This window comes from Paenibacillus rhizovicinus, assembly GCF_010365285.1.
Classification (GTDB): domain Bacteria; phylum Bacillota; class Bacilli; order Paenibacillales; family Paenibacillaceae; genus Paenibacillus_Z; species Paenibacillus_Z rhizovicinus.
Map to the genome: position 1 here is coordinate 1,796,273 of NZ_CP048286.1, position 21,773 is coordinate 1,818,045.

Consider the following 21,773-nt stretch of genomic DNA (forward strand, 5'->3'; position numbering starts at 1 on the left):
TCCCTAAAAATGATGTGTTGTATTTATTGTAATATTAGGCGAACATGTTATTTTATTTGGATTATCATTTAAAAAGGCTCCCCACCAACCAAATGAACTATTGGTAATAATCGCATGTTTACAGAAAGACATAAGCTGCATATCCCGAAAACTTTCTTCTCCTTTATTCCAATCAGTAAAAAGGACTTTGTCTTTTGAGAAATTCAATCCAAAAACTCTTTCGTTTTCTCTACACCATTCAACACTTCCAGGGTCGCAAAAGAAAATAAACACCGGATCATCAACTTTTGCTTTAATGTATCGAACGGCTCTTTTAAAATAGCCAAACTTGTATAATGGAGCATTATATCCTAACATATCCCCACGTCTTGCATGAATCGCTACTGCATTACAGTTATTAATAATACGTTCCATTTCCAAATTTTTTTCATCTTCAAGTGCTGGGAATACAAAAGTACTCCTAATCTCCTGATCAATCTCCTCAATTCGATTTCCTCGATACTTGAAAGCCAATCGTTGACCTGTAAATAAGTTTTCCGAGCTTTTAATAAACAACCGATTCACTTCATTTTTCTTATTAATATATTGTTGGCTTCGAGATTTATAAATAAATCTTTCTAATAAATTCCCGAGGTATGTGTCCCGCAGCATAGACTTAATATTTCTTTCTCCTTCAAACATTTTTGGAGAACTAGGATCCTCAAAATCCCCTCTTATATTCACCAAATCAATTGCTGATTGTTGAAATGCTTTAGTAATCCAGACTGGGTAATTCCAATTTTTCTTCCAAAATTCACTCTCAGTCACGCTTTTTATTATTTCATCCCACTGTTCTTCGGTGCATATTTCTTTTATATTTCTCGGTTTGATACCAAATATCTTCTCCAATTCATAACCATTCCACTGACATATAACTTCATTACATTGCGATATACTGTAAATAAGATTTTCTATGTAACAATCTTCTTCAGGATTCGCTTTTTTAATCGCTAAATATTCACAATAACTAAGCATCTGATTTCCTAAACCGGACTCGATGTGAATAACTTTCATCTTTACCTCCAATAAAAGCTAATCAATTTAATAAGATAATAATTGATCCAATTTTCCGACCATTTTGTCTAGTGAGAATGTCTCTGCTTTGGTTATTGCATTCTGGCGGATTATCTCCATTTCCTTACTATCTTTGTTTATTATTAGATATTCAAGTATCTCAGACAATTGTTGCGAGTCTCCACTTTTGAAAATATACCCGTTTTCTTCATTATCAATAATTTCCTTTGTAGCCCCTTTATTCGATACTACACAAACTAATCCTGACGAGAGCGCTTCTACAATAGTAATTCCGAATCCTTCTTCCCATATTGCTGGATGAACAAAAATGTCTGAATTTCTGAATACCTCTGAGACGTTACGTGTTGGACCTGCTATACTTACAACTCCCTCAAGCTCGTGGCTCCTCACTAATTCAGCTATCTCATCCATGTACGGCCCACTTCCAACGATAGAAACGTGAAAGTTAGAAAGACCTTTTAAATATACAATTGCATTAATTAATACATGGAGACCTTTTTCCTTTATAATCCTTCCAACATACACTATTTCGCAATTCTGCTTTTTTTCTTCCCGGACACATTCAAATCTAGCATTATTAATGCCATTATGAATGACCACAATTTTGTTATCTGAATATTTTAGACCTTCCTTAATACTTTTCTTAACGCATTCGGAAATAGCTACAATTTGATCTGCATTTTTATAAGCTCTTTTAAAGAGTAATCTATACATCCAGTACTTCCTGTTCCCTTTAAGGACAAGATTGTCGAAATGGTTATGGGAGTATAGCAGAACTTTAATATTTCTATTCTGCTTTTTTAGAATGGGTAGGTAAATCCATAATAACGGAGAAGAATGGTGGAAAATTATTGCTTCCACACTATACTCGTGTATAGCTTTGTTAATCATTTTTAGAGGCGCTAATGAGAACTTTTTTTCAAGATTTATTACTATTGTGTTTAATCCACACATTTTCATTTCTTCTTCAATTTGACCGCCTCGCCACAGAAAACAAAATATATTTTCGTGTTTAGAAGTTAAGCCTATATCCTTGCACAATACCTCTATTCCGCCAATATCACCTGAAGCTAATAAGTGTAAAACTCTCATAGTTCCCCCTTTGTAGTTTTAGCAGCTTATTTTGCCGATCGCTGTTAAAATAGATTCTTTAACGCTATCTTCAGTATAATTTTCTTTCGCTCGATTATAGGAAGATAGTGAATATCGACTCCATGAGTCGTCCTGTATAATCTTATCAATAATATTTACGTATTTTTCTGCATCTATCTCGTTTACTACTAGTTCAGGCATTGCAACAATACTGCTGTTAAATCCAACAGCACTAACCACAGGTACTACACCGAAGGTCATAGCTTCTGTTAGAGAGTTTGAATGCCCTTCTTTTTTCTCTTGTGACGGAAAAATAAAAAAATGTGCCTTCTGCAATTCTGTACTAATTTGATCGAAAGGCAGCTGACCCAGAATTCTAATAGTAATGTCTGGAATACCCAATTCCACTATACGTTGAACAAGAATCTCTTTATATTCTTCTGAATATGCACCAATAATTGTAGCTTCAACTCTATAGCCCCTATTCAAAAGTTGTCCGCATGTGTCTATTAATACTGATACATTCTTTGACTCCGTTACTCTCCCGAAATAGATAAGTTGAATAATTTCCAATGGGCGATTTGCATTATATTTTCTCAAGTTTTTATTCAACACATAATTTGGAGTATACACTGAGTGTTTTCTATATTTTTGTTTTATAAATTCCATGTACTCAATCCCTTGGCAAAAAACGATATCTGCCTTTTTAAGGATAAAGTCCATTAGCATTTTGTAAATTTTTCCATACTCTTGATAGGCTTTCACCATTCTTCCATTTCTAGCTTCATATATAATTTTATATTTCAGCATCTTACCAGTAAGTAAAATAATCCATTCAAGAAGTATATTTTTTTCATAAAATCCAACAATATAGAGGATAGCCTTTTTGTTATTTAGCAAGTTTTTCAAGATAAGCCGGTATCCATTGAATGCAGATTTTACATACTTAATTAATCCACCTCCCATATTAGGTTTATCAATGGTTATGACTTTATATCCACCGTCCATTAATATTTCCCTAGTTCTTCGACAACCTATTTCTCCGCCACCTAGGAGATGTGGAGGCAAATCTGTCCCTACTGGCGCATAAAATATTACCGTATCATTGTTCATACTATTTCCCTCTCGCAACAAGCCATAAAAACTTCGTGTTTGTTTTGATATATCTCATAAATAGCCGTTCGGGATCTTGCAGCAAACGATACACCCACTCAAGATTGCTCCTCTGCATCCATTCTGGTGCACGCTTGATGTTACCAGCATAATAATCGAAACCCGCTCCCACCCCGACCATAAGGCCTTTAACTTTTGACTGATGTGCTGCCATCCAATTCTCCTGTTTTGGTGCACCAAGCCCTACCCAGATAAAATCAGATCTCGTAACATTAATCTCCTCAATAATCGCTGCATCTTCTTCAGCTGTTAAAGAGTGAAAAGGAGGGCTGTACATACCGGCAATCTCTAGGTATGGGTAGTTTTGTTTTAACTTTTGAAAGAGTTTCTCCAATGTTTCTTTTGTAGAGCCGTAGAAGTAATGGCGATAGCCTTTCTCAGCAGATATCTTGAATATCTCCCCCATGAGACTTGGGCCAGTCGTTCGTGCCATATTATCATGGCCACGTATTCTTCCCAATGTAGACAGAGGGCCACCATCAGGAATCGCCATAATTCCTCCATTTTGAACTGCAAGATAGGAAGGCTCGTCATAGCTGGTCACTGTGGTGTGGACATTGGACACACAAATGTAATCGCCGTCCAAGCTCTTAATATTTTCGTTTAAATAATTAACCAACCAATCCATATTAATTGCAGCTATATTTACTCCCAAGATATCACATGTAGGGATCTTCGATTTATCAACTGTTCGAATAACATCTTTAATAAGCGGATCTGTAATTTCACTTAATACACTTGCCATTCGTGTATTCTCCCATACTCATAAATTATCTCAAGATAAATTCACTGCCTTTAAACAATTCATATTAGTGCGATAACATTAGCTGATTGTATCTATCTTCTGCTTTTACTCGCTTCATATCTTCATCCACCATCATTTTAATCAGTTGTTCAAAGCCAACATCCAATGTCCAACCAAGCTTTTCTTTCGCTTTCGTGCAATCGCCTAGTAACAGATCGACTTCAGCCGGACGAACGAACTCCGGATCGATGACCACGTAATCCTCATAATTCAAGCCCACATAGCTGAAAGCCACTTCAAGCAGTTCCCGCACCGTATGCATCTCACCGGTTGAGATTACATAATCATCTGCCTCTTCCTGCTGAAGCATCAGCCACATCGCTTTAATATAATCCCCCGCAAAGCCCCAATCCCGAAGCGAATCCATGTTGCCCATTCGCAATTCAGATTGAATACCGAGCTTAATTCTAGCCACGGCATCAGTTACTTTGCGTGTCACAAATTCCAGACCTCTCCTTGGCGATTCATGATTGAAGAGAATGCCGGAACAGGCGAACATATTGAAGCTTTCACGGTAATTGACCGTGATCCAATGCCCATATACTTTAGCCACTCCGTATGGACTGCGAGGATAGAAGGGGGTCGTTTCCTTTTGCGGGGTTTCTACGACTTTTCCGAACATTTCGCTGCTGGATGCTTGATAGAACCGTGCTGTAGGCTTCATAATCCGGACGGCCTCCAGCATATTGGTTACCGACAAGGCAGTGATTTGACCCGTAAGCAGCGGTTGTGGCCACGAAGCAGCCACGAAGGATTGGGCCGCTAAATTGTATACTTCATCCGGATCGGAAGTTTTGACGGCTTCGATCAGCGAGGCAAGGTCCGTTAAGTCGCCGGACAGCCAATGAATCCGGTCTTTAATATGTTCGACATTCTCGTAGTTAGGCGTGCTTGTTCGTCTTCTCAAGCCGTATACTTTATAACCTTTCTCAAGCAGGAATTCAGCCAAGTACGATCCATCTTGTCCAGTAACCCCAGTAACTAGTGCGCGCTTTTGCATATATGCCCCTCCACTATTGACGATTATTTTTTAATGAATGTATTGTTCTGAAAATCCAAGTAAGCCGACTGCAGCCCTTCTTCCAATGAGATAGCTGCCTTCCAGCCCAGGCCGTTAATCTTCGCTACATCGACCAGCTTCCTTGGCGTTCCGTCTGGAATGCTGGCATTAAAGCGAACCTCGCCTTCATAACCGACAATGCGCTTAATTAGCTCCGCCAGCTCGTGGATTACGATATCTTCGCCAACACCGACATTTACGATATCGTTGTCTTCGTAATGCTCCATCAAGAACAAGCAGGCCTCGGCCAAATCATCCGCATGGAGAAACTCACGTCTTGGCGTTCCCGAGCCCCAAACTTCCACTGACGGCTCATTCTTTTCCTTCGCCTCATGGAATTTACGAATGAGCGCCGGCAGCACATGCGACGATTTCAAATCATAATTATCGTTAGGCCCGTACATATTCGTAGGCATAACGGAAATGAACTTCGTTCCATATTGGCGGTTATAGGATTGACACATCGTAATTCCAGCGATCTTGGCAATGGCATAGGGCTGATTGGTTGGCTCCAACTCGCCCGTTAACAAGTATTCTTCTTTCAATGGCTGCGGCGCGAACTTAGGGTAAATACAAGTCGAGCCGAGAAACATGAGCTTCTCCACGCCGGCATGATAGGCTGCATCGATGACATTCGTCTGGATCAACAGATTATCGCGAATGAAATCGGCCGGATAATCATTATTAGCCGCAATGCCGCCTACTTTGGCAGCAGCCAGAAAGACATAGTCGATCTGCTGTTCGTTAAAGAATTGTTGAACCTCTTCCCTCTCCCGCAGATCCAACTCCGAACTCGTACGGTAAATTAAATTCCAGTACCCGTTCTTCTCCAATGATCGATGAATGGCCGAGCCTACCAAACCACGATGTCCCGCAATATAAATTCGAGAACTTTTATCCATGTTTACACCCTCTATATTCGTTCATATTAGAATGCATCCTTTGATCCAAGCAGTACTTTGACGGTCTTCAGCAAAATCCTAAGATCGAACATCAGGCTTCGTTCGTTTATGTATTGTAAATCGAGCTCGACCATCTCGCTAAAGCTTAGCTCGTTCCTACCGCTTACTTGCCACAGCCCCGTACATCCCGGCGTTGCTTTCAAACGTAATTTGTCATAACTCGTGTATTCATTGACTTCGCGAGGAAGTGGTGGCCTTGGACCAACGAGCGACATATCGCCGCGAATCACGTTCCACAATTGCGGTAGCTCGTCAATGCTTGTTTTACGTATAAACTTGCCCACTCTGGTTATACGGGGATCATTCTTCATCTTAAACATAGCCCCATTTATTTCGTTTCGATTCAACAGCCCGGCAAGCAGTTCTTCCGCGTTGGAAACCATCGAACGAAATTTAAACATTCTAAATGGCCTCTCGTTTCTACCAATTCGAGTTTGATAGAAGAAAATTGGACCGTGAGGGTCCTCAACCTTTATCACAATGGCTACAATTACGAATAACGGCAGTAAACAAATTAGACCAATCGCAGCGCCAATAATATCTGTTGCCCGCTTTAACATTAAGTAGAGCCTTACATTTCTTCGTTGTTCTAGAGCCAACTGTTCGATGGATGGAACAGCCACAGTGTAGCTTCTCTCAAGTGCTATGTCTCGATCATTCCGCTGTGTGGATAAACTCATTCACCCTCACCCCGACCCTACAGGTTATATTTCTTCAATTGCTCATGTTCAATGATTTCTTCAAGCGCGGTCAGCAACGGAAGACGCAATTCATTATTCAACAATGCAAAGTCAAGCATCGTCGTAATAAAACCAAGCTTCTCCCCGACGTCGTATCGTTTGCCATCAAAATCGTATGCATAGACGCCTTCATCTTCATTCAACTTCTGTATGGCATCCGTCAATTGAATTTCTCCGCCTGCACCGCTCTCTTGCCGCTCAAGATAATCAAATATCCCGGGAGTAAGGATGTATCTTCCCATAATGGCTAAATTGGATGGCGCAGTTCCCAATTTCGGCTTCTCTACAAATTGTTTGACCGAATATAGTTTACCAACGGAGTCAAGCGGGTCTACTACACCATAACGCTCGGTTTGTTCAATGGAAATTGCCTGCACGCCGATAACGGATCGCTGCACGTGTTCATATTGCATGATAAGCTGTTTGGTACACGGTATCTCAGCGACAACGATGTCATCTCCCAGCAAAACCGCGAAAGGCTCGTCACCTATAAACTTACGGGCACACCATACCGCATGCCCAAGCCCCTTCGGCTCCTTCTGACGAATATAGTGAATTTCCACTTGAGATGATCGCCTTACCTCATCCAACAGCTCCAACTTACCTTTCTCCTGGAGGTTCGTCTCCAGCTCGAAAGCATTGTCGAAATGATCCTCAATGGCGCGTTTTCCTTTGCCCGTCACGATAATAATATCCTCAATGCCGGCTGCTATCGCTTCTTCGACAATGTACTGAATGGTAGGCTTGTCGACAATCGGGAGCATTTCCTTCGGCATCGCCTTGGTTGCGGGTAGGAACCTTGTGCCTAACCCCGCTGCAGGGATAATGGCTTTACGAACCTTCTTCATCTACACACATCCTATCCATGAATTCGATTCTCTATCTCTTCTTCTGCATCCTCAAGCTGCTAAAAAAAAGAGCTATACTCTCTAATAACTAGAAAGTATAGCTCGCCTTTTTAGTTGTTAAAGCCGGGGCATTAAACCCCTCCTCACATCACACTCTCGACGATGAACGTCTAAGGCTCGTAAGCCCACAGCATGACCGAGTGTCTACGGTGATAAAGGTACAGTAGACATTACCTGAACATTGAAACATCCTTCTATCTAACTGCTATTCCTTACCGCCATAATAGTAGTAATAATACTGGCCATCAGCCTTGGATCGGCTGTTATTATTCAGAACGACGCCTAGAATCTTGGCCTTCACGTGATCTAAACTCGATTTCGCTTTCTTAACAAGTTCCTTTTTGACCTTTCCCGCATGCACCACGAGCAACACGCCATCGCAGAAAGATGAAACGATCAAACTGTCCGTTACGGCAAGCACCGGAGGCGTGTCGAATAAAATGACATCATAGATTTCCTTCACCTCTTCAAGAAACGAGAGCATCCTCTGCGAACCAAGAATTTCAGACGGATTCGGCGGAATTGGCCCGGAAGTAATGACGAACAAGTTATCCACACTTGTTTCCCGAATGACTTCCATGAGCGGAAACTGATTCAACAAAATACTTGTTAACCCCGTTCTGTTCGTCAATTGGAACACTTGTTGCAAGGATGGCTTGCGCAGATCGGCATCGATCAGCAGCACACGTTTCCCTTCTTGTGCGTAAGTGACAGCTAAATTCGTAATCGTTGTTGTCTTTCCCTCACCAGATTTTGATGAAGCAACCATCAGTACTTTGATGTTCTGATCAATAGCAGAGAATTGAATGTTCGTCCGCAAGGATCGATACGCCTCAGAAATCGGAGACTTTGGATTTTCCATTGTAATCAAATTGTGGTTATTGTTTTGCCGTGGCATATGCTCCCTCACCTACCTGTTTATTAGTTACTCGGGATCTTCGCGGTGATAGATCGGATTTGTTTATTTTGGAAATATAAGTTAGCATCGGAAGATCAATTGTCTTAAGAACATCTTCTTCTGATTTAATCGTATCATCCAGATAATCCATTAAGTACACTAAACCTACAGCAAGGACCAGTGAGATTATTAAGCTGTAGATAATCATTGTAAGGGGACCCTTATTTATGGGATATGCTTCTTCATCCAAATCAGCCTTCGAAAGAATCGTAACATTGTCTACTTTCATGATAGAAGGGATTTCGTCTTTAAAAACAATTGCTACTGCATTCGCAATTTCAACAGCTCGTTTATAAGATAAATCCGTTGCATATATATTCATAACTTGTGAATCATTCGCCGAACTTACAGAAATGCTAGAACTAATCTCATTCGCGGTAAGATTAAGTTTTGGATAGCTAGCGACTACTTTATCAAGAATTGCCGACGAGTAGATAATTTCTTTATAAGAATTAACGATCATAATATTGGATTGCACCACATTGTAATCCAGCATCTGCGTTCCGTTGTAATTATAGGATTGATTAACAATTAGCTTAGCCGTTGCTGAGTAGACTGAATCCGTAAACATATAACTCTTAATGCCAGTCAAAACACAGGCAAAGACAACGATAATGCTGATCAGCCACATTTTCTTTCGAATCACTTGCATATATTGTTTAAGTTCCACGTGAGTAACCTCCGATATAGTAGTTAAGGGCGACTACCAAAACAGCTTGCGCCTCACCTTTCCAGGTGAATCAATAACGATTTCTTCATTCTGGAGCAGTCTAGCGCCGTACTCGATATAGCGGCCGACGACATCCTTACCGATTGAACGTTCAATGATACGAAACGCCGCTTCAAGCGCGAAATTACGCTGTTGATTATGATGCGCATCTGATGAAACAAAATGTATCATACTACTTTTGCAGAGCTGCAACGATAACTTCTGTATTTTCCTGCCGAAATAACCCGTTAACGAATGCGAGGTTAACTGACATAGTGCTCCTTGCTCAATCCAGGAACTCATCAATGACGGTGATGCAATCGCTTCTTTGTTCCTTTCAGGATGGGCAATTACAGGCACCAGGCCACGGACGCGAAGCTCATGAATCATATCGTTCAAGTATGAGGGCACATGACTCGGGGGAAGCTCAATCAGGATATAACGGCTGCCAGCCAAGGTTAGCAGCTGCTGTTTCTCCCATTCATCCAGTAAGTCTGCATGAATTCGAATCTCCTGACCTGCATGTACCTTAATGGGAAGCGAGTGCCTGCTGTACCACTCGTTGAGCGCTTCAACATTCCTTCGAACGATATTAGGCGGCGTTTCGAAAGTACCATCTCCGTGATGCGGCGTTGCAATAATGTCAGTAATTCCTTGCTCGACAGCGTGTATGGCCATTTCCAGCGACTCGTCCTTGCTTTGGGCTCCGTCATCTATCCCGGGTAGGATGTGGGAGTGAATTTCAATCATGCTTGCCACCTTACCAAAAAAAATTTGTCATGAGATGCCTAATGAACACGTATAAATCCGCTTGCTTCGGGTCATGATGAGAGTAAATTAAGATACATTATGTATCACTTGTTGATCTAACTTTACGATACAGAACGTAACATGTCAATACCCTTTTCATGATTTTAAGCTTTTTGCGACGTTTTGTAACTTAGCATGCATTTGTAAGCGTTTCGTTATAATATGGAGTTATAGCTAGTTAGGAGGAGAAATATGAACATCGGAAGTATCATTTATAAACTGAGGGAAGATCGGGGTTGGACTCAGGAACAGACAGCCGGACTGCTTGGTATTTCTCGCGCTGCACTGTCTCATTATGAGAAAAATCGTCGCGAACCGGATTCCGAGACATTGTCGAAATTCGCCGATCTGTTCAATGTGTCCGTCGACTATTTGGTCGGCCGAACCACTGTTCCTCACATCACTTTGGATGAGCCTGTTCGAGAATTTGTCGATCAATTAGAGCTGTCCGAAGAAGAAATCCTTCGCAAATTCGATTTAACTATAGATGGTGTTAAGTTATCTCCCGAGGAAGCGCGTAATTTCATCGCATTCGTTCGTGCAGCACGCGATATGAAATAGCAATCCCTTGTATCACAATAAAAAACCATAGCCGGTTGAACGGCTATGGTTTTTTATTGTAACTTATTGGGTATTGCATTATGTATATTATGTATGATTATTGCTTTCCCTCTAATGATGGAAGACCATCCGGCCAATCCGCACGATCAATCCCAAGCTGCTCGAGAATTTCCAGGACATCCAACTGTACCGTCTGGGACGTTGTACCTCCATCACTGCCTTGATCACGCTTCTTCATCAAACTCCGGACCTGACTTCCCCACAACCTATTCCTCATTTGAATTTCAGCCACTATGAACCTCTCCCTTTATCTTCTCTATCCCTCTATATCTCTGCTGACTCGCTTGTTCGCACTTCCATTATATCCAGTCCTATCCAAAAAGGTTGTCGAAGGTTGCGCGCTTAAACTCACATTTAAGTACTAATTTTGTCGTTTTTTACTCAATTGTTAGCGAAACTCATACTTTCCTCACAAATTAAGACCACAAAAAAAAGCTGACAGTGAATGATCCACTGCCAGCTTATGTTGTTTCTGTCCCAGTTATGCTTAGTTCCCGCCTACGCGGGCCAGCTCTTTCATATTCGCTTCGAACGCGGCAAGCAATGCTGCTTCGCCTTCGAGGCCGGATTGTTCCATTTTCTCGATTTGCGCGAGCATCCGTTTGTAGTCTTTCGGAATGACTTTGACGAACTTCGTCAAAGACGTTTCCCAATCGGACAGCAAGCGGTCGCCGATCGCGCTGCCCGTGTATTCCACGTGGCGCTTGATCATGCCTTGCAGCTCCTCGATGTCGCGAGCTTCTTCAACGCGCTCCAGCAGAACCATCTCGATGTTGCAGTGTTTGTAGAAGTCGCCGGTTTCGTCCAGGACATACGCTACGCCGCCGGACATGCCTGCCGCGAAGTTGCGTCCTGTCGTACCGAGGATTGCAACGCGTCCGCCGGTCATGTATTCGCAGCCGTGATCGCCTACGCCCTCGACGACGACTTTGACGCCGGAGTTACGCACTGCGAAACGTTCGCCCGCGATACCGCTGACGTAAGCTTCGCCGTTCGTTGCGCCGTAGAACGCGGTGTTGCCGATAATGACGTTCTCGTTCGACTTGAAGGTCGCCTTCGGAGACGGAGCGACGATGATTTTACCGCCGGACAGCCCTTTGCCGACATAGTCATTGGAGTCGCCTTCCAGCGAGAGCGTAATGCCCTTCGGCAGGAACGCACCGAAGCTCTGTCCGCCCGTACCGACGAAGTGGAACGAAATCGTATCTTCCGGCAGCCCTTGAGCGCCGTATTTGCGCGTTACTTCGCTGCCCACGATCGTACCGACAACGCGGTTGATGTTCGTGATCGGCAGCGTCGCGCGCACTTGCTCGCCGGATTCGAGCGCCGGCTGCGCAAGCGTCAGCAGATGCTGCATGTCGAGCGACTCTTCCAATTTATGATCCTGCTGCTGCGTGTTGTAACGGGCGGCATCCTGAGGAACCTCCATTTGGTGCAGCAGCGGACGAAGATCGATGCCTTTGAGCTTGTAGTGATCGATCAGGTCTTTGGTTTGCAGACGGTCTACGCGGCCAACCATTTCGTTGACGGTGCGGAAGCCGAGCTTCGCCATGAATTCGCGGAACTCTTGCGCAACGAACAGCATGTAGTTCGCCACATGGCTTGGATCGCCCATGAACTTCTGACGAAGTTCCGGGTTCTGCGTCGCGACGCCGACCGGACAAGTATCCAGCTGGCAGACGCGCATCATGATACAGCCAAGCACGACGAGCGGAGCCGTCGAGAAGCCGAATTCTTCCGCGCCGAGCAATGCTGCGATCGCAAGGTCGCGGCCGTTCATGATTTTGCCGTCCGTCTCCACGACGACGCGATCGCGCAGGTTGTTCAGCATCAGCGTTTGGTGCGTCTCGGCAAGGCCAAGCTCCCAAGGCATGCCTGCATGACGGAGCGATGCGAGCGGCGATGCGCCCGTGCCGCCGTCGTAGCCGCTGACGAGAATAACGTCCGCACGGCCCTTGGCCACGCCTGCAGCGATTGTGCCGACGCCGACTTCGGATACGAGCTTCACGTTGATCCGCGCGCGCGGGTTGGCGTTCTTGAGATCATGAATGAGCTCGGCCAAATCCTCGATCGAATAGATATCGTGATGCGGCGGAGGCGAGATCAGACCGACACCTGGCGTGGATCCGCGGACTTCGGCTACCCAAGGGTAAACTTTGCGTCCTGGCAGTTGTCCGCCTTCGCCCGGCTTCGCGCCTTGCGCCATCTTGATTTGAATTTCGTCCGCGTTGACCAAGTAGTTGCTCGTAACGCCGAAACGTCCGGAAGCGACTTGCTTGATCGCGCTGCGGCGGGAATCGCCGTTCGCATCCGGAATGAAGCGCGCCGGATCTTCGCCGCCTTCACCCGTGTTGGAGCGTCCGCCGATACGGTTCATCGCGATCGCCAGCGCTTCATGCGCTTCCTTCGAGATGGAGCCGTAGGACATCGCGCCGGTCTTGAAGCGTTTCACGATGGATTCCACCGATTCGACTTCGTCCAGAGGCACCGGATCCGCAGCGAAGTTGAAGTCGAGCAGCGAGCGAAGCGTCAGATGCTTCTTGTCTTCGCCTTGCACGAGGTCCGAGAACTTCTTGTACAATTTATAATCATTCGCGCGGGAAGCCATCTGCAGCGTATGAATCGTCTGCGGCGTGAACAGATGGTCTTCGCCGTCTTTACGCCACTGGTATTCGCCGCCGGAGTCAAGCTCCTTCACGCGTCCTTCTTGATCGGAGAATGCGCGGTTATGATGCTTCAGCGTTTCATCCGTGATGACTTCAAGGCCGATACCGCCGATGCGAGTCTCCGTCCATGTGAAGTAAGCATCCACGACTTCTTGATTCAAGCCGACAGCTTCGAAAATTTGCGCGCCGCGGTACGATTGAATCGTGGAGATCCCCATTTTGGACAGGATTTTCACAACGCCTTTGGTAGCTGCTTTAATGAAGTTCTTAACGGCTTTCTCATGCGTAACGCCTTTGAGCATGCCTTGACGAATCATATCGTCGAGCGTCTCGAACGCGAGGTACGGGTTAACCGCACTTACGCCGTAGCCGAGCAGCAAGGCAAAGTGATGCACTTCGCGCGGCTCGCCGGATTCCAGCAAAATGCTGACTTTCGTCCGCGTGCCTTCGCGAATGAGATGATGATGCAGGGCGGATACGGCCAGCAGCGAAGGAATCGCCGCATTCTCGCGATCCACGCCGCGGTCGGACAGGATCAGCACGTTATGGCCTTTGCCGATAACGCGGTCAGCCGCTTCGCACATTTGCTTAATCGCGAAACGCAGTCCCTCTACGCCCTCGGCTGCTTCGAACAGCGTCGGCAGCGTAATCGACTTGAAGCCCGGGCGGCGCACATGGCGCAGCTTCGCGAATTCTTCGTTCGACAGGACCGGCGATGGCAGACGGATCTGGCGCGCGCTCTCCGGCTCCGGATTGAGCAGGTTGCGCTCAGGTCCGAGCGTCGTGCCCGTTGCCGTGATGATTTCCTCGCGGATCGCGTCGATCGGCGGGTTCGTCACTTGCGCGAACATTTGCTTGAAGTAGTTGAACAGACGCTGCGGGCGTTCCGACAGAATCGCCAGCGGCGCGTCGTAACCCATGGAAGCGATCGGCTCTACACCGCTGCCAGCCATCGGCTCCAGCACTTTGCGCAGATCTTCGAACGTGTAGCCGAATGCCTGCTGGCGCTGTTCGACCGTATCATGGTCCGGTTCCGGAAGCTCCGGCGCGTCCGGCAAGTCGTCAAGACCGACGAGATGCTCATCCAGCCATTCGCGGTACGGATTCTCCGTCGCGATTTGCGCTTTCACTTCTTCGTCGGAAACGATGCGGCCTTCTTTGGTATCAACAAGCAGCATGCGGCCTGGACGAAGACGGTCTTTATAGACAACGTTCTCCGGATCGACGTGAACCGTGCCCGCCTCGGAACCGAGAATGATGACGTCGTCCTTCGTTACATAATAACGGGCAGGACGAAGACCGTTCCGGTCGAGGATAGCGCCGATTTGGGTACCGTCGGTGAATGCCATTGCGGCAGGACCATCCCACGGTTCCATTAGGCAGCTGTGGTATTCGTAGAAAGCTTTCTTCTCGTCGCTCATGCCCTCATGGTTGGACCATGGCTCAGGCACCATCATCATTGCCGCATGCGGCAGCGAGCGTCCGGAGAGGTACAGGAATTCCAAGGTGTTGTCGAACATCGCCGTGTCGGAGCCGTCCGGATTGATAATCGGTTTGATTTTGTCCAAATCTTCGCCGAACAATTCCGATGCGAACAACGTTTGACGGGCATGCATCCAGTTGACGTTACCGCGCAGCGTGTTGATCTCGCCGTTGTGGATCAGATAACGGTATGGATGCGCGCGTTCCCAGCTTGGGAACGTGTTCGTCGAGAACCGGGAGTGAACCAGGGCAATCGCCGTTTCCATCGCTTCGTCGTTCAACTCTGTGTAGAAAGAACGAACCTGCTCGGTCGTCAGCATCCCCTTGTACACGATTTTCTTGCTCGAGAAGCTGGAGAAATAGAAGCTGTCCGCGCCTTCCATGCCGGAATAGCGGATTGCCAGCTCGGCGCGCTTGCGGATGACGTAAATCTTGCGTTCGAACGCAAGCTCATCCTGAAGCGATGCATTTCTGCCGATGAACACTTGGCGAACGAACGGCTTCACCGTCTTCGCGGAATGTCCAAGCTTCTCGTCGTTCGTCGGAACGGTACGCCAGCCGATAAGCGTTTGGCCTTCTTCGCGAATGATCGCTTCCAGTTCACGCTCGTGCTTGCTGCGCACGCTCTCGTCTTGCGACAGGAACAACATGCCGACGGCATATTCTCCGTTAGCCGGAAGCTCGATGCCGAGCCCCTTCAGTTCGCGGGAGAAGAAACCATGCGGGATTTGAAGCAGGATACCTGCTCCGTCTCCCGTGTTCGGCTCGCTTCCTTGTCCGCCGCGATGCTCCATGTTCTCAAGCACCGTCAGCGCCTGCTGGATAATCGTGTGTGATTTCAATCCCTTGATGTTAGCCACAAAACCCATGCCGCAGGCGTCTTTCTCATGTTGCGGGTCATACAGGCCTTGCTTCGGCGGCAACCCTAAACGGTTCTCTTTCACTTGGATGCAACCTCTCTATAAGAAATTTTTGAATAAACGAGTAGAAAGAACGGATTCTTTTGCAGAATTCGACTTCTTTTCTTGCCCTGAATGGCGTAAAATACAGGCAGGTAAGAGTCAGTCCCTTGCGATCCTAATGACGAAATTGACTCCGGTATGAAAACATTTCCTATCGGCTTTCACAACATTCTTCAAAAAAAGACGCTGAGCAGCGGCTGGATAAAAATGCCGGATTCATCAGCATCCTTGTGACTTACGGACTGGTTTCATGGGATTTCGTTATTATTTGATTGTATCATCACCCTATATCGATATCAATTTAATATTTTGCTAAAAGTGATAAGACTTCCTTACCGAAACGGACTGCAGGGGCGGTTTGGATTTGCACTTTTTGTACATTTATTTTCATTTACACACATAATTTGTCGAAGGGAAGTGTTTCATTTGCTGCGTACGTTCAAAAAGTCCAAGAGCCGGACTGCGGCATTGACGGCGGTGCTATTGCTCGCCACGATCGGTACGGGGGCCGCTTACGCGGAAGGTTTGGGGCCGATTGCCAAGCCGGCGTCATCCCCGCTTGCTTCAGAAGCCACAGTGCGCACTTACTCAGCCGCACCGGCCGCGCCGAAGGCTGCTGCAACAGGCGAACCGCTTCACATCGTTGCTGTCGGGGATTCGTTGACCGTCGGGTACGAGAACGGCATGCAATTAACTTCCGTTCCTTACGGCTACGTCGACCGCGTATATGAACAAGCGCTCTACCACGGACGCGCGGATGTGAAGAACTATGGCATAATGGCGCTCCGCACGCCGGGTCTGAACAACTTCTTGAAGGCGGCAGCGAACGGTACAAGCGTGACCCCCGAAGAGATCCAGCCGAATTTGGCTAAAGACAGCATAGACCCTTCGGCGTATACCTTCAATGCGGAGATTATTGGCAAGTCTGCCGCACTGGCTGACGATCTGAAGAAAGCCGACCTTGTCACGCTGACGATCGGCGGGAACGATTTTACGCCGATCTTCGACGACATTCGGACGACAGGCATCACGGACGCCGAACTGCAGACGAAACTGGATACGATGCTGGCGGACTACGTGCCGCAGCTGGAGTCTTCGCTTCGCTCGATTCTCGCCTTGAATCCGAAAACGACGATCGTCTTCGCGGATCAGTATCTGCCGGCACCTGCTCCTTCAATATTGAACAAGGCCATAACGAAGTCGCAATATGATATTCTGACTGGCGGCGTAACGAAGCTGAAAGGCTTGGACGAGACGCTTGCCGCCAAGCTGACGCAGGAAGGCTACGATGTTCGCACGGTTGACGTATCCACGCCGTTCAAAGGCAACGAGCTCACGTACACGTACATCTTGAAAGGCGACATTCATCCGAAACAATCCGGCTACGACGTCATGGGCCGCGCATTCGCCCAAGGCATCTGGGGCGATTATCGCGATCCGGCTGCGCTGGCTGCAGGAGCCCCGCTTCGCGTCATCGTGAACGGCACGGACTTGAAGGGCAGCAATCCGCCCGTATTGAAAAACAATACGACGTTCCTGCCGATGCGCGACGTGGCTAATGCGCTGCACGCGACGCTGAATTGGGACAATAAAACGCGGACGGCGACGATCGCCTCCGGCGGCAAGAAGGTCGCGTTCACGATGGGCGCGAAGTCGATGGTCGTGAACGGGCAGACCGTCCCGCTCGAGACGCCGGCTTATCTGCAGCAGTCGGGCGGAAATTCGCTGACTTACCTGCCTTTGGCCGCTTTGTCGAAGGGGCTTGGTTACCAGGTGGATTACCGGAAGCCGATTTTGACTGTGTTTATTAATTCGTAAGTATTGAAGGAACATGGAGTTGGATGGGAATCGGAAAGGCGCTGCCGGGATGGCAGCGCCTTTCTTGATGTTAGGGGACCACATTTGATTCACAAGCGATTCCAGTCCACGATCACACAACACAAGCACCTCTGCAAGCTTGTGTCGCTGGATCAAGCGTAACGAACTCAGCTGGCGCTATTAGGGAGTTCTAGCGTCCTTGCGGCTGCTAACGAACCCAGTCCACCTTATGGACACTGAAACGTGCTGTAACGGTTGAACAAAGACCCTTTAGCATCGCTGGAGTTCCTTAGCTTCAAAAACCAGCTAAAACGTACAACATAAGGCGGCTGAGATTCGTTACATTTGGGGCCGCATCTTCCAAATCGCGAGTATGCGGGAGGCAGCTTAACCCTTAGGACGGGTTTGTGAAATAGAAATGCGGCCCGTCCAACTTGTTAAGCAGCTGCATATGCCTTTTAGATAAGGAGGCGGAATCCGCTGTTGGGCCCGTTCGCGGCGCTGGAACATGAACAAGGGCGAAGTCCGCCGGACAGCTGCGCGCTGTTCCGGGGATTTCGCCCTTGTTGCGTGAGGCCGACAAACGGAAATTCACTCCTGCCGATTATCCGAGCTCAACCTGTTCCTTCATTATAACGCCAATTCGGAAGGAACAGCGGTTTGACGCTGTTCCTTGCGCCGCATCATCACGAACACGATGAGCGAGAGCGCCGCGAACAAGATGGCGACGACCGCCAGGAAAGCAGCGTTGCCGCCTGTTGTCTGCAGCTCGTTGCCGGTCAGGATCTCGCGGAACGAACGGATGGCGTACGTCATCGGCAGCCATACCCCGATGCGCTGCAGCCAAGCTGGCACGAGCTCCGGCGGGTAAGTGCCGGCGCTGCCGGTCAGCTGCAGGATCAGCAGGATGACGGACACGAATCGTCCCGGCTGATCCAGCAAGGTGACGAGGAATTGGATGATCATCATGAACGCGATGCTCGTCAAGACCGACATCCCGACGAATGCGCCCATGTGATTGGCGTGCATGCCGATGCCGTACAGCAGAATCGCGTCGGCGATCAGCGCCTGAATAACGCCGACGCCCGCGAAGAGCAGCGCCTTGCTGACGAACCAGCTCCAAGCGGAGCGCGGTTTCGTGCCGGTCTCGCGCATCGGCACGACCATGGTCGAGAGCAGCGCGCCGACGAACAGGCCGAGCGACAAGGCATACGGGGCGAAGCCCGTGCCGTAGTTCGGCACGTTCGTCAGCTTGCGCTCCTCGACATGGACGGGATTCGCGAACATGTCGTACAGGGCGTCGGTTCCGATGACGCCCTCGGTTTGGCTTGCGGCGTAGCCGAGCTTGCCCGACAGCTCGGCCGAGCCGCCGGCGAGCTGCGAAGCGCCGCTCGCGAGCGCGGCGGAGCCGCTGGCCAGCTTGTCGGCGCCGCCCGACAGCTGCGCCGCGCCGCGGCCCGCGGCGGCTGCGCCGTCCGCCAGCTTCGCGGCGCCCGCCGCGGCGGTCTTGGCGCCGGCGGACAGCTCGGCGCCGCTCTGCGCTGCGGCTGCGAGCTGCGCGTGCAGCGCATCAAGCCCTTGCTGCAGGGAGCGCTGCCCCTGCTGCAGCTGCGCCCCGCCGGCGGCCAGCTTCGCGCTGCCGCCGGAGAGCCCGGCTGCGCCCGCGGATAGCTCGCGGGCTGCGCCGATCAACCCTTGCAGCGCGCTATCCTCCCGCGCTGCGCCTTCCTGCGCGGCGGCGTACGCGTCCAGCGCCGCCGACAGCTTCGCGGCTGCGCCGGCGAGATCGGCGCTGCTCTGCTGCGCCGATGCCAGCCCATCGGCCAGCTTCGCGCCGGCCGATACGGCCGAGTCCGCGCCATCGCCGAGCCGTTCGCCAGCGGCGGCAAGCTTCCCGAGCCCGGCGGATAACTTCGCCGAGCCGTCGCTGACCGCGGCCGTGCCGGCCTTCAACTGGCCGGCGCCGCTGCCCAGCGCGTCCACGCCGCCGACAAGCTGCTTCGTGCTGCTTGCGAGCTTCGCGATATTGTCGCGAAGCTGCGCAGCGCCCTGCTCCGCATCCTTCGCGCCGTCCGCGAGCTTGCCCGCGCCTTCGCTCGCTTGGGTGAATCCGTCAGCGGCTTCGCCGATACTGCCGAATACCGCTTCCGCATAAGCTTTGGTCACCTGCTGCGAAATATCGGTTTGCAGCTTCTCGATCGCCGAAGCGCCGATCTTCGCAGCCAAGAAGTTCTCGCTGTCGTTCGTCAAATACTTGAGCGCCGCCGGATGCGGCTCTTTATCCAATAGCGTCGTCGCCTGCTGCGAGAACTCGGAAGGAATTTCGATGACATAATAATAATTGCCGTTCTTCAACCCGTCCTCCGCTTGCTTCGCGTCGACGAACGTCCATTTGAACGACGGGTTCGCCTTCAGCTCCTTGACCAGATCCGCCCCGACGCTCAGCGGCTTCCCTTTGAAATCCGCGCCTGCGTCCGCATTGACGACGGCGACAGGCATCTTATCCAGCTTCCCGTAAGGATCCCAGAAAGCACCGATCAACATTCCGCTGTACATGATCGGAATGAACAAAATCCCGAGGATCGGAATAAGCAGCTTCGGATTGCGTACAATCCGGCTTAACTCTTTGCCGAACAATGATAAACCTTGCATGTTTTGCGCCTCCATATTCATTCACTTTTTTGAACCAGTTGACCAAATTAGACTTTTGGTCAATCACGAGCAAAAAAAGAAGCAGCGCGACGCCGCTCTTTCATTCGATCTTTACTCCAATCTTTACCACGGATCAAAGATCCGTACGGCATCCGCCGTCTGGATGACGATTGAGGTCGTTTTGTAGCAGGTTCTGGGCCGTCGACGATACCGCACTCCACTCCGAGCAGGCCGCCACTACCATGGACGACGGCGCGCAGGTCACAATCTGGATTCACACAACGCTCCACGGGGCCGGGCCGCGAAGGCGATGCAGTCTCTTTCTTGAGCCTGATCTACCGGCTTCTTCGCACACTTCTTTGTACGAATTTTCGTACAAAACTCCCGCGTCGGACTGCCTCGCACGCTTCTTTGTACGATTTTTCGTACAAAACCCCCGTGTTGGGCTGCCTCGCACACTGCTTTGTACGATTTTTCGTACAAAACTCCGGCTGCTGGCTTCCTCGCACGATGCTTTGTACGATTTTTAATACAAACCGCCTCATTCCGCCAACAGCCTGCGACCTTGTCCGCCTGCACCACCCGTGCTCTGCATCTTTAATTACCCTTCTCCTTAACGCTGCAACAAACCATCTCGCATGAGCCCGCTGAAATAATCGGCCAGTTCTCCCCTGGTAAGCGGTTCTTGATGCTTGCTCCATTCCGTGCCGAGCGCCAAGTACAGCTTCAGCATGACGAAAGCCGTCATTTTCGGATTGGCGCTGCGCAGCTCGCCCTTGCGGATGGCATACGACACTTCCTGCTCGAGCACGGCGACGATCGCCTGCTCCAGCTTGGCGATGCCGTCCTTCGCCATCGGCGTGCCGAAGTCCCGCACTTCCTGGGAAAGCTTCACGATCAGCTCGTGCTTCTCGCGGAACAGCAGCAGCTCATGCAGCGCCGCCGACAAATTATCGAAGAACGGCCGGTCATGATCGATCGTCCGGTCCGCGATTTCGCGCAGCTCCTTGGCAAGCTCGCCGATGATTTCGCTGAACAGCTCTTCCTTCGTCGCGAAGAAGGTGTAGATGGTTCCCTTGCCGACCGCGGCGATTTTGGACACCAGCTCCATCGTCGTCGCCTTGTAGCCGAACATGGCAAAAGACTTCCCCGCCGCTTCCACGATCTGTGCCCTGCGGTCGACCGGTTTCTTCGTGCCCGTCATCGCTGCAGCCTCCTTCGCTCATCTTATGGACTCAGCTTATCATCGAATGACCATAAATACAATATGGTCATTTAGTC

General features: G+C 49.0%; 17 protein-coding genes. 2 read left to right on the plus strand and 15 right to left on the minus strand.

What is annotated here, in order from left to right; genetic code table 11:
- Positions 1-3: 3 nt before the first annotated feature.
- From GZH47_RS08345 to GZH47_RS08395, 11 genes are all read right to left on the minus strand, one after another.
- Complete coding sequence (locus GZH47_RS08345) at positions 4-1,053, minus strand: alpha-1,2-fucosyltransferase (protein ID WP_225446403.1); 1,050 nt, start codon at positions 1,051-1,053, stop codon at positions 4-6.
- Between the two features lie 27 nt (positions 1,054-1,080).
- On the minus strand, positions 1,081-2,166 hold the full coding sequence (locus tag GZH47_RS08350; protein WP_162639668.1) for a glycosyltransferase family 4 protein: 1,086 nt from the start codon (positions 2,164-2,166) through the stop codon (positions 1,081-1,083).
- 18 nt (positions 2,167-2,184) lie between these two features.
- Complete coding sequence (locus GZH47_RS08355) at positions 2,185-3,279, minus strand: glycosyltransferase family 4 protein (protein ID WP_162639669.1); 1,095 nt, start codon at positions 3,277-3,279, stop codon at positions 2,185-2,187.
- A 1-nt stretch (position 3,280) separates the two neighbouring features.
- Positions 3,281-4,084: a WecB/TagA/CpsF family glycosyltransferase gene (locus GZH47_RS08360; RefSeq protein ID WP_162639670.1), complete on the minus strand. Its 804-nt coding sequence runs from the start codon at positions 4,082-4,084 to the stop codon at positions 3,281-3,283.
- Positions 4,085-4,148: 64 nt separating this feature from the next.
- Positions 4,149-5,144 (minus strand): GDP-mannose 4,6-dehydratase, encoded by a 996-nt coding sequence (gmd, locus tag GZH47_RS08365; protein ID WP_162639671.1) that lies wholly within the window; start codon positions 5,142-5,144, stop codon positions 4,149-4,151.
- Between the two features lie 23 nt (positions 5,145-5,167).
- On the minus strand, positions 5,168-6,106 hold the full coding sequence (locus GZH47_RS08370) for a GDP-L-fucose synthase family protein (RefSeq protein ID WP_162639672.1): 939 nt from the start codon (positions 6,104-6,106) through the stop codon (positions 5,168-5,170).
- 26 nt (positions 6,107-6,132) lie between these two features.
- Entirely contained in the window at positions 6,133-6,846 is a 714-nt protein-coding gene (locus GZH47_RS08375) for a sugar transferase (protein WP_162639673.1), read from the minus strand.
- Between the two features lie 17 nt (positions 6,847-6,863).
- Positions 6,864-7,754 (minus strand): UTP--glucose-1-phosphate uridylyltransferase GalU, encoded by an 891-nt coding sequence (gene galU / locus GZH47_RS08380; RefSeq protein ID WP_162639674.1) that lies wholly within the window; start codon positions 7,752-7,754, stop codon positions 6,864-6,866.
- Between the two features lie 265 nt (positions 7,755-8,019).
- The gene (locus GZH47_RS08385) at positions 8,020-8,712 is read right to left on the minus strand and encodes a CpsD/CapB family tyrosine-protein kinase (RefSeq protein WP_162639675.1); all 693 of its coding nucleotides are present in this window, start codon (positions 8,710-8,712) and stop codon (positions 8,020-8,022) included.
- The gene (locus GZH47_RS08390; protein WP_162639676.1) at positions 8,693-9,442 is read right to left on the minus strand and encodes a YveK family protein; all 750 of its coding nucleotides are present in this window, start codon (positions 9,440-9,442) and stop codon (positions 8,693-8,695) included. Before GZH47_RS08390 ends, GZH47_RS08385 begins: the two co-directional genes overlap by 20 nt.
- Before the next feature lie 33 nt (positions 9,443-9,475).
- Positions 9,476-10,231, minus strand: coding sequence for a tyrosine-protein phosphatase (locus GZH47_RS08395; RefSeq protein ID WP_162639677.1), 756 nt, complete (start codon positions 10,229-10,231; stop codon positions 9,476-9,478).
- 252 nt (positions 10,232-10,483) lie between these two features.
- On the opposite strand from GZH47_RS08395, the gene GZH47_RS08400 reads away from it, so the two are divergent.
- Complete coding sequence (locus GZH47_RS08400) at positions 10,484-10,852, plus strand: helix-turn-helix domain-containing protein (RefSeq protein ID WP_162639678.1); 369 nt, start codon at positions 10,484-10,486, stop codon at positions 10,850-10,852.
- Positions 10,853-10,949: 97 nt separating this feature from the next.
- On the opposite strand, the gene GZH47_RS08405 is transcribed toward GZH47_RS08400, so the two are convergent.
- On the minus strand, positions 10,950-11,144 hold the full coding sequence (locus tag GZH47_RS08405; protein ID WP_162639679.1) for a hypothetical protein: 195 nt from the start codon (positions 11,142-11,144) through the stop codon (positions 10,950-10,952).
- Positions 11,145-11,399: 255 nt separating this feature from the next.
- Positions 11,400-16,004 carry a glutamate synthase large subunit gene (gltB, locus tag GZH47_RS08410; protein ID WP_162639680.1) on the minus strand — a complete coding sequence of 1,535 codons (4,605 nt, stop codon included), beginning with the start codon at positions 16,002-16,004 and terminating at the stop codon, positions 11,400-11,402.
- A gap of 444 nt (positions 16,005-16,448) precedes the next feature.
- Between gltB and GZH47_RS08415 the strand changes: the two genes are divergently transcribed.
- The gene (locus GZH47_RS08415) at positions 16,449-17,840 is read left to right on the plus strand and encodes an SGNH/GDSL hydrolase family protein (protein ID WP_162639681.1); all 1,392 of its coding nucleotides are present in this window, start codon (positions 16,449-16,451) and stop codon (positions 17,838-17,840) included.
- Positions 17,841-18,470: 630 nt separating this feature from the next.
- Here the strand turns inward: GZH47_RS08415 and GZH47_RS08420 are convergent.
- Complete coding sequence (locus GZH47_RS08420) at positions 18,471-20,492, minus strand: YhgE/Pip domain-containing protein (RefSeq protein WP_162639682.1); 2,022 nt, start codon at positions 20,490-20,492, stop codon at positions 18,471-18,473.
- A gap of 613 nt (positions 20,493-21,105) precedes the next feature.
- Positions 21,106-21,696 (minus strand): TetR/AcrR family transcriptional regulator, encoded by a 591-nt coding sequence (locus GZH47_RS08425; protein WP_162639683.1) that lies wholly within the window; start codon positions 21,694-21,696, stop codon positions 21,106-21,108.
- Positions 21,697-21,773 lie beyond the last annotated feature (77 nt).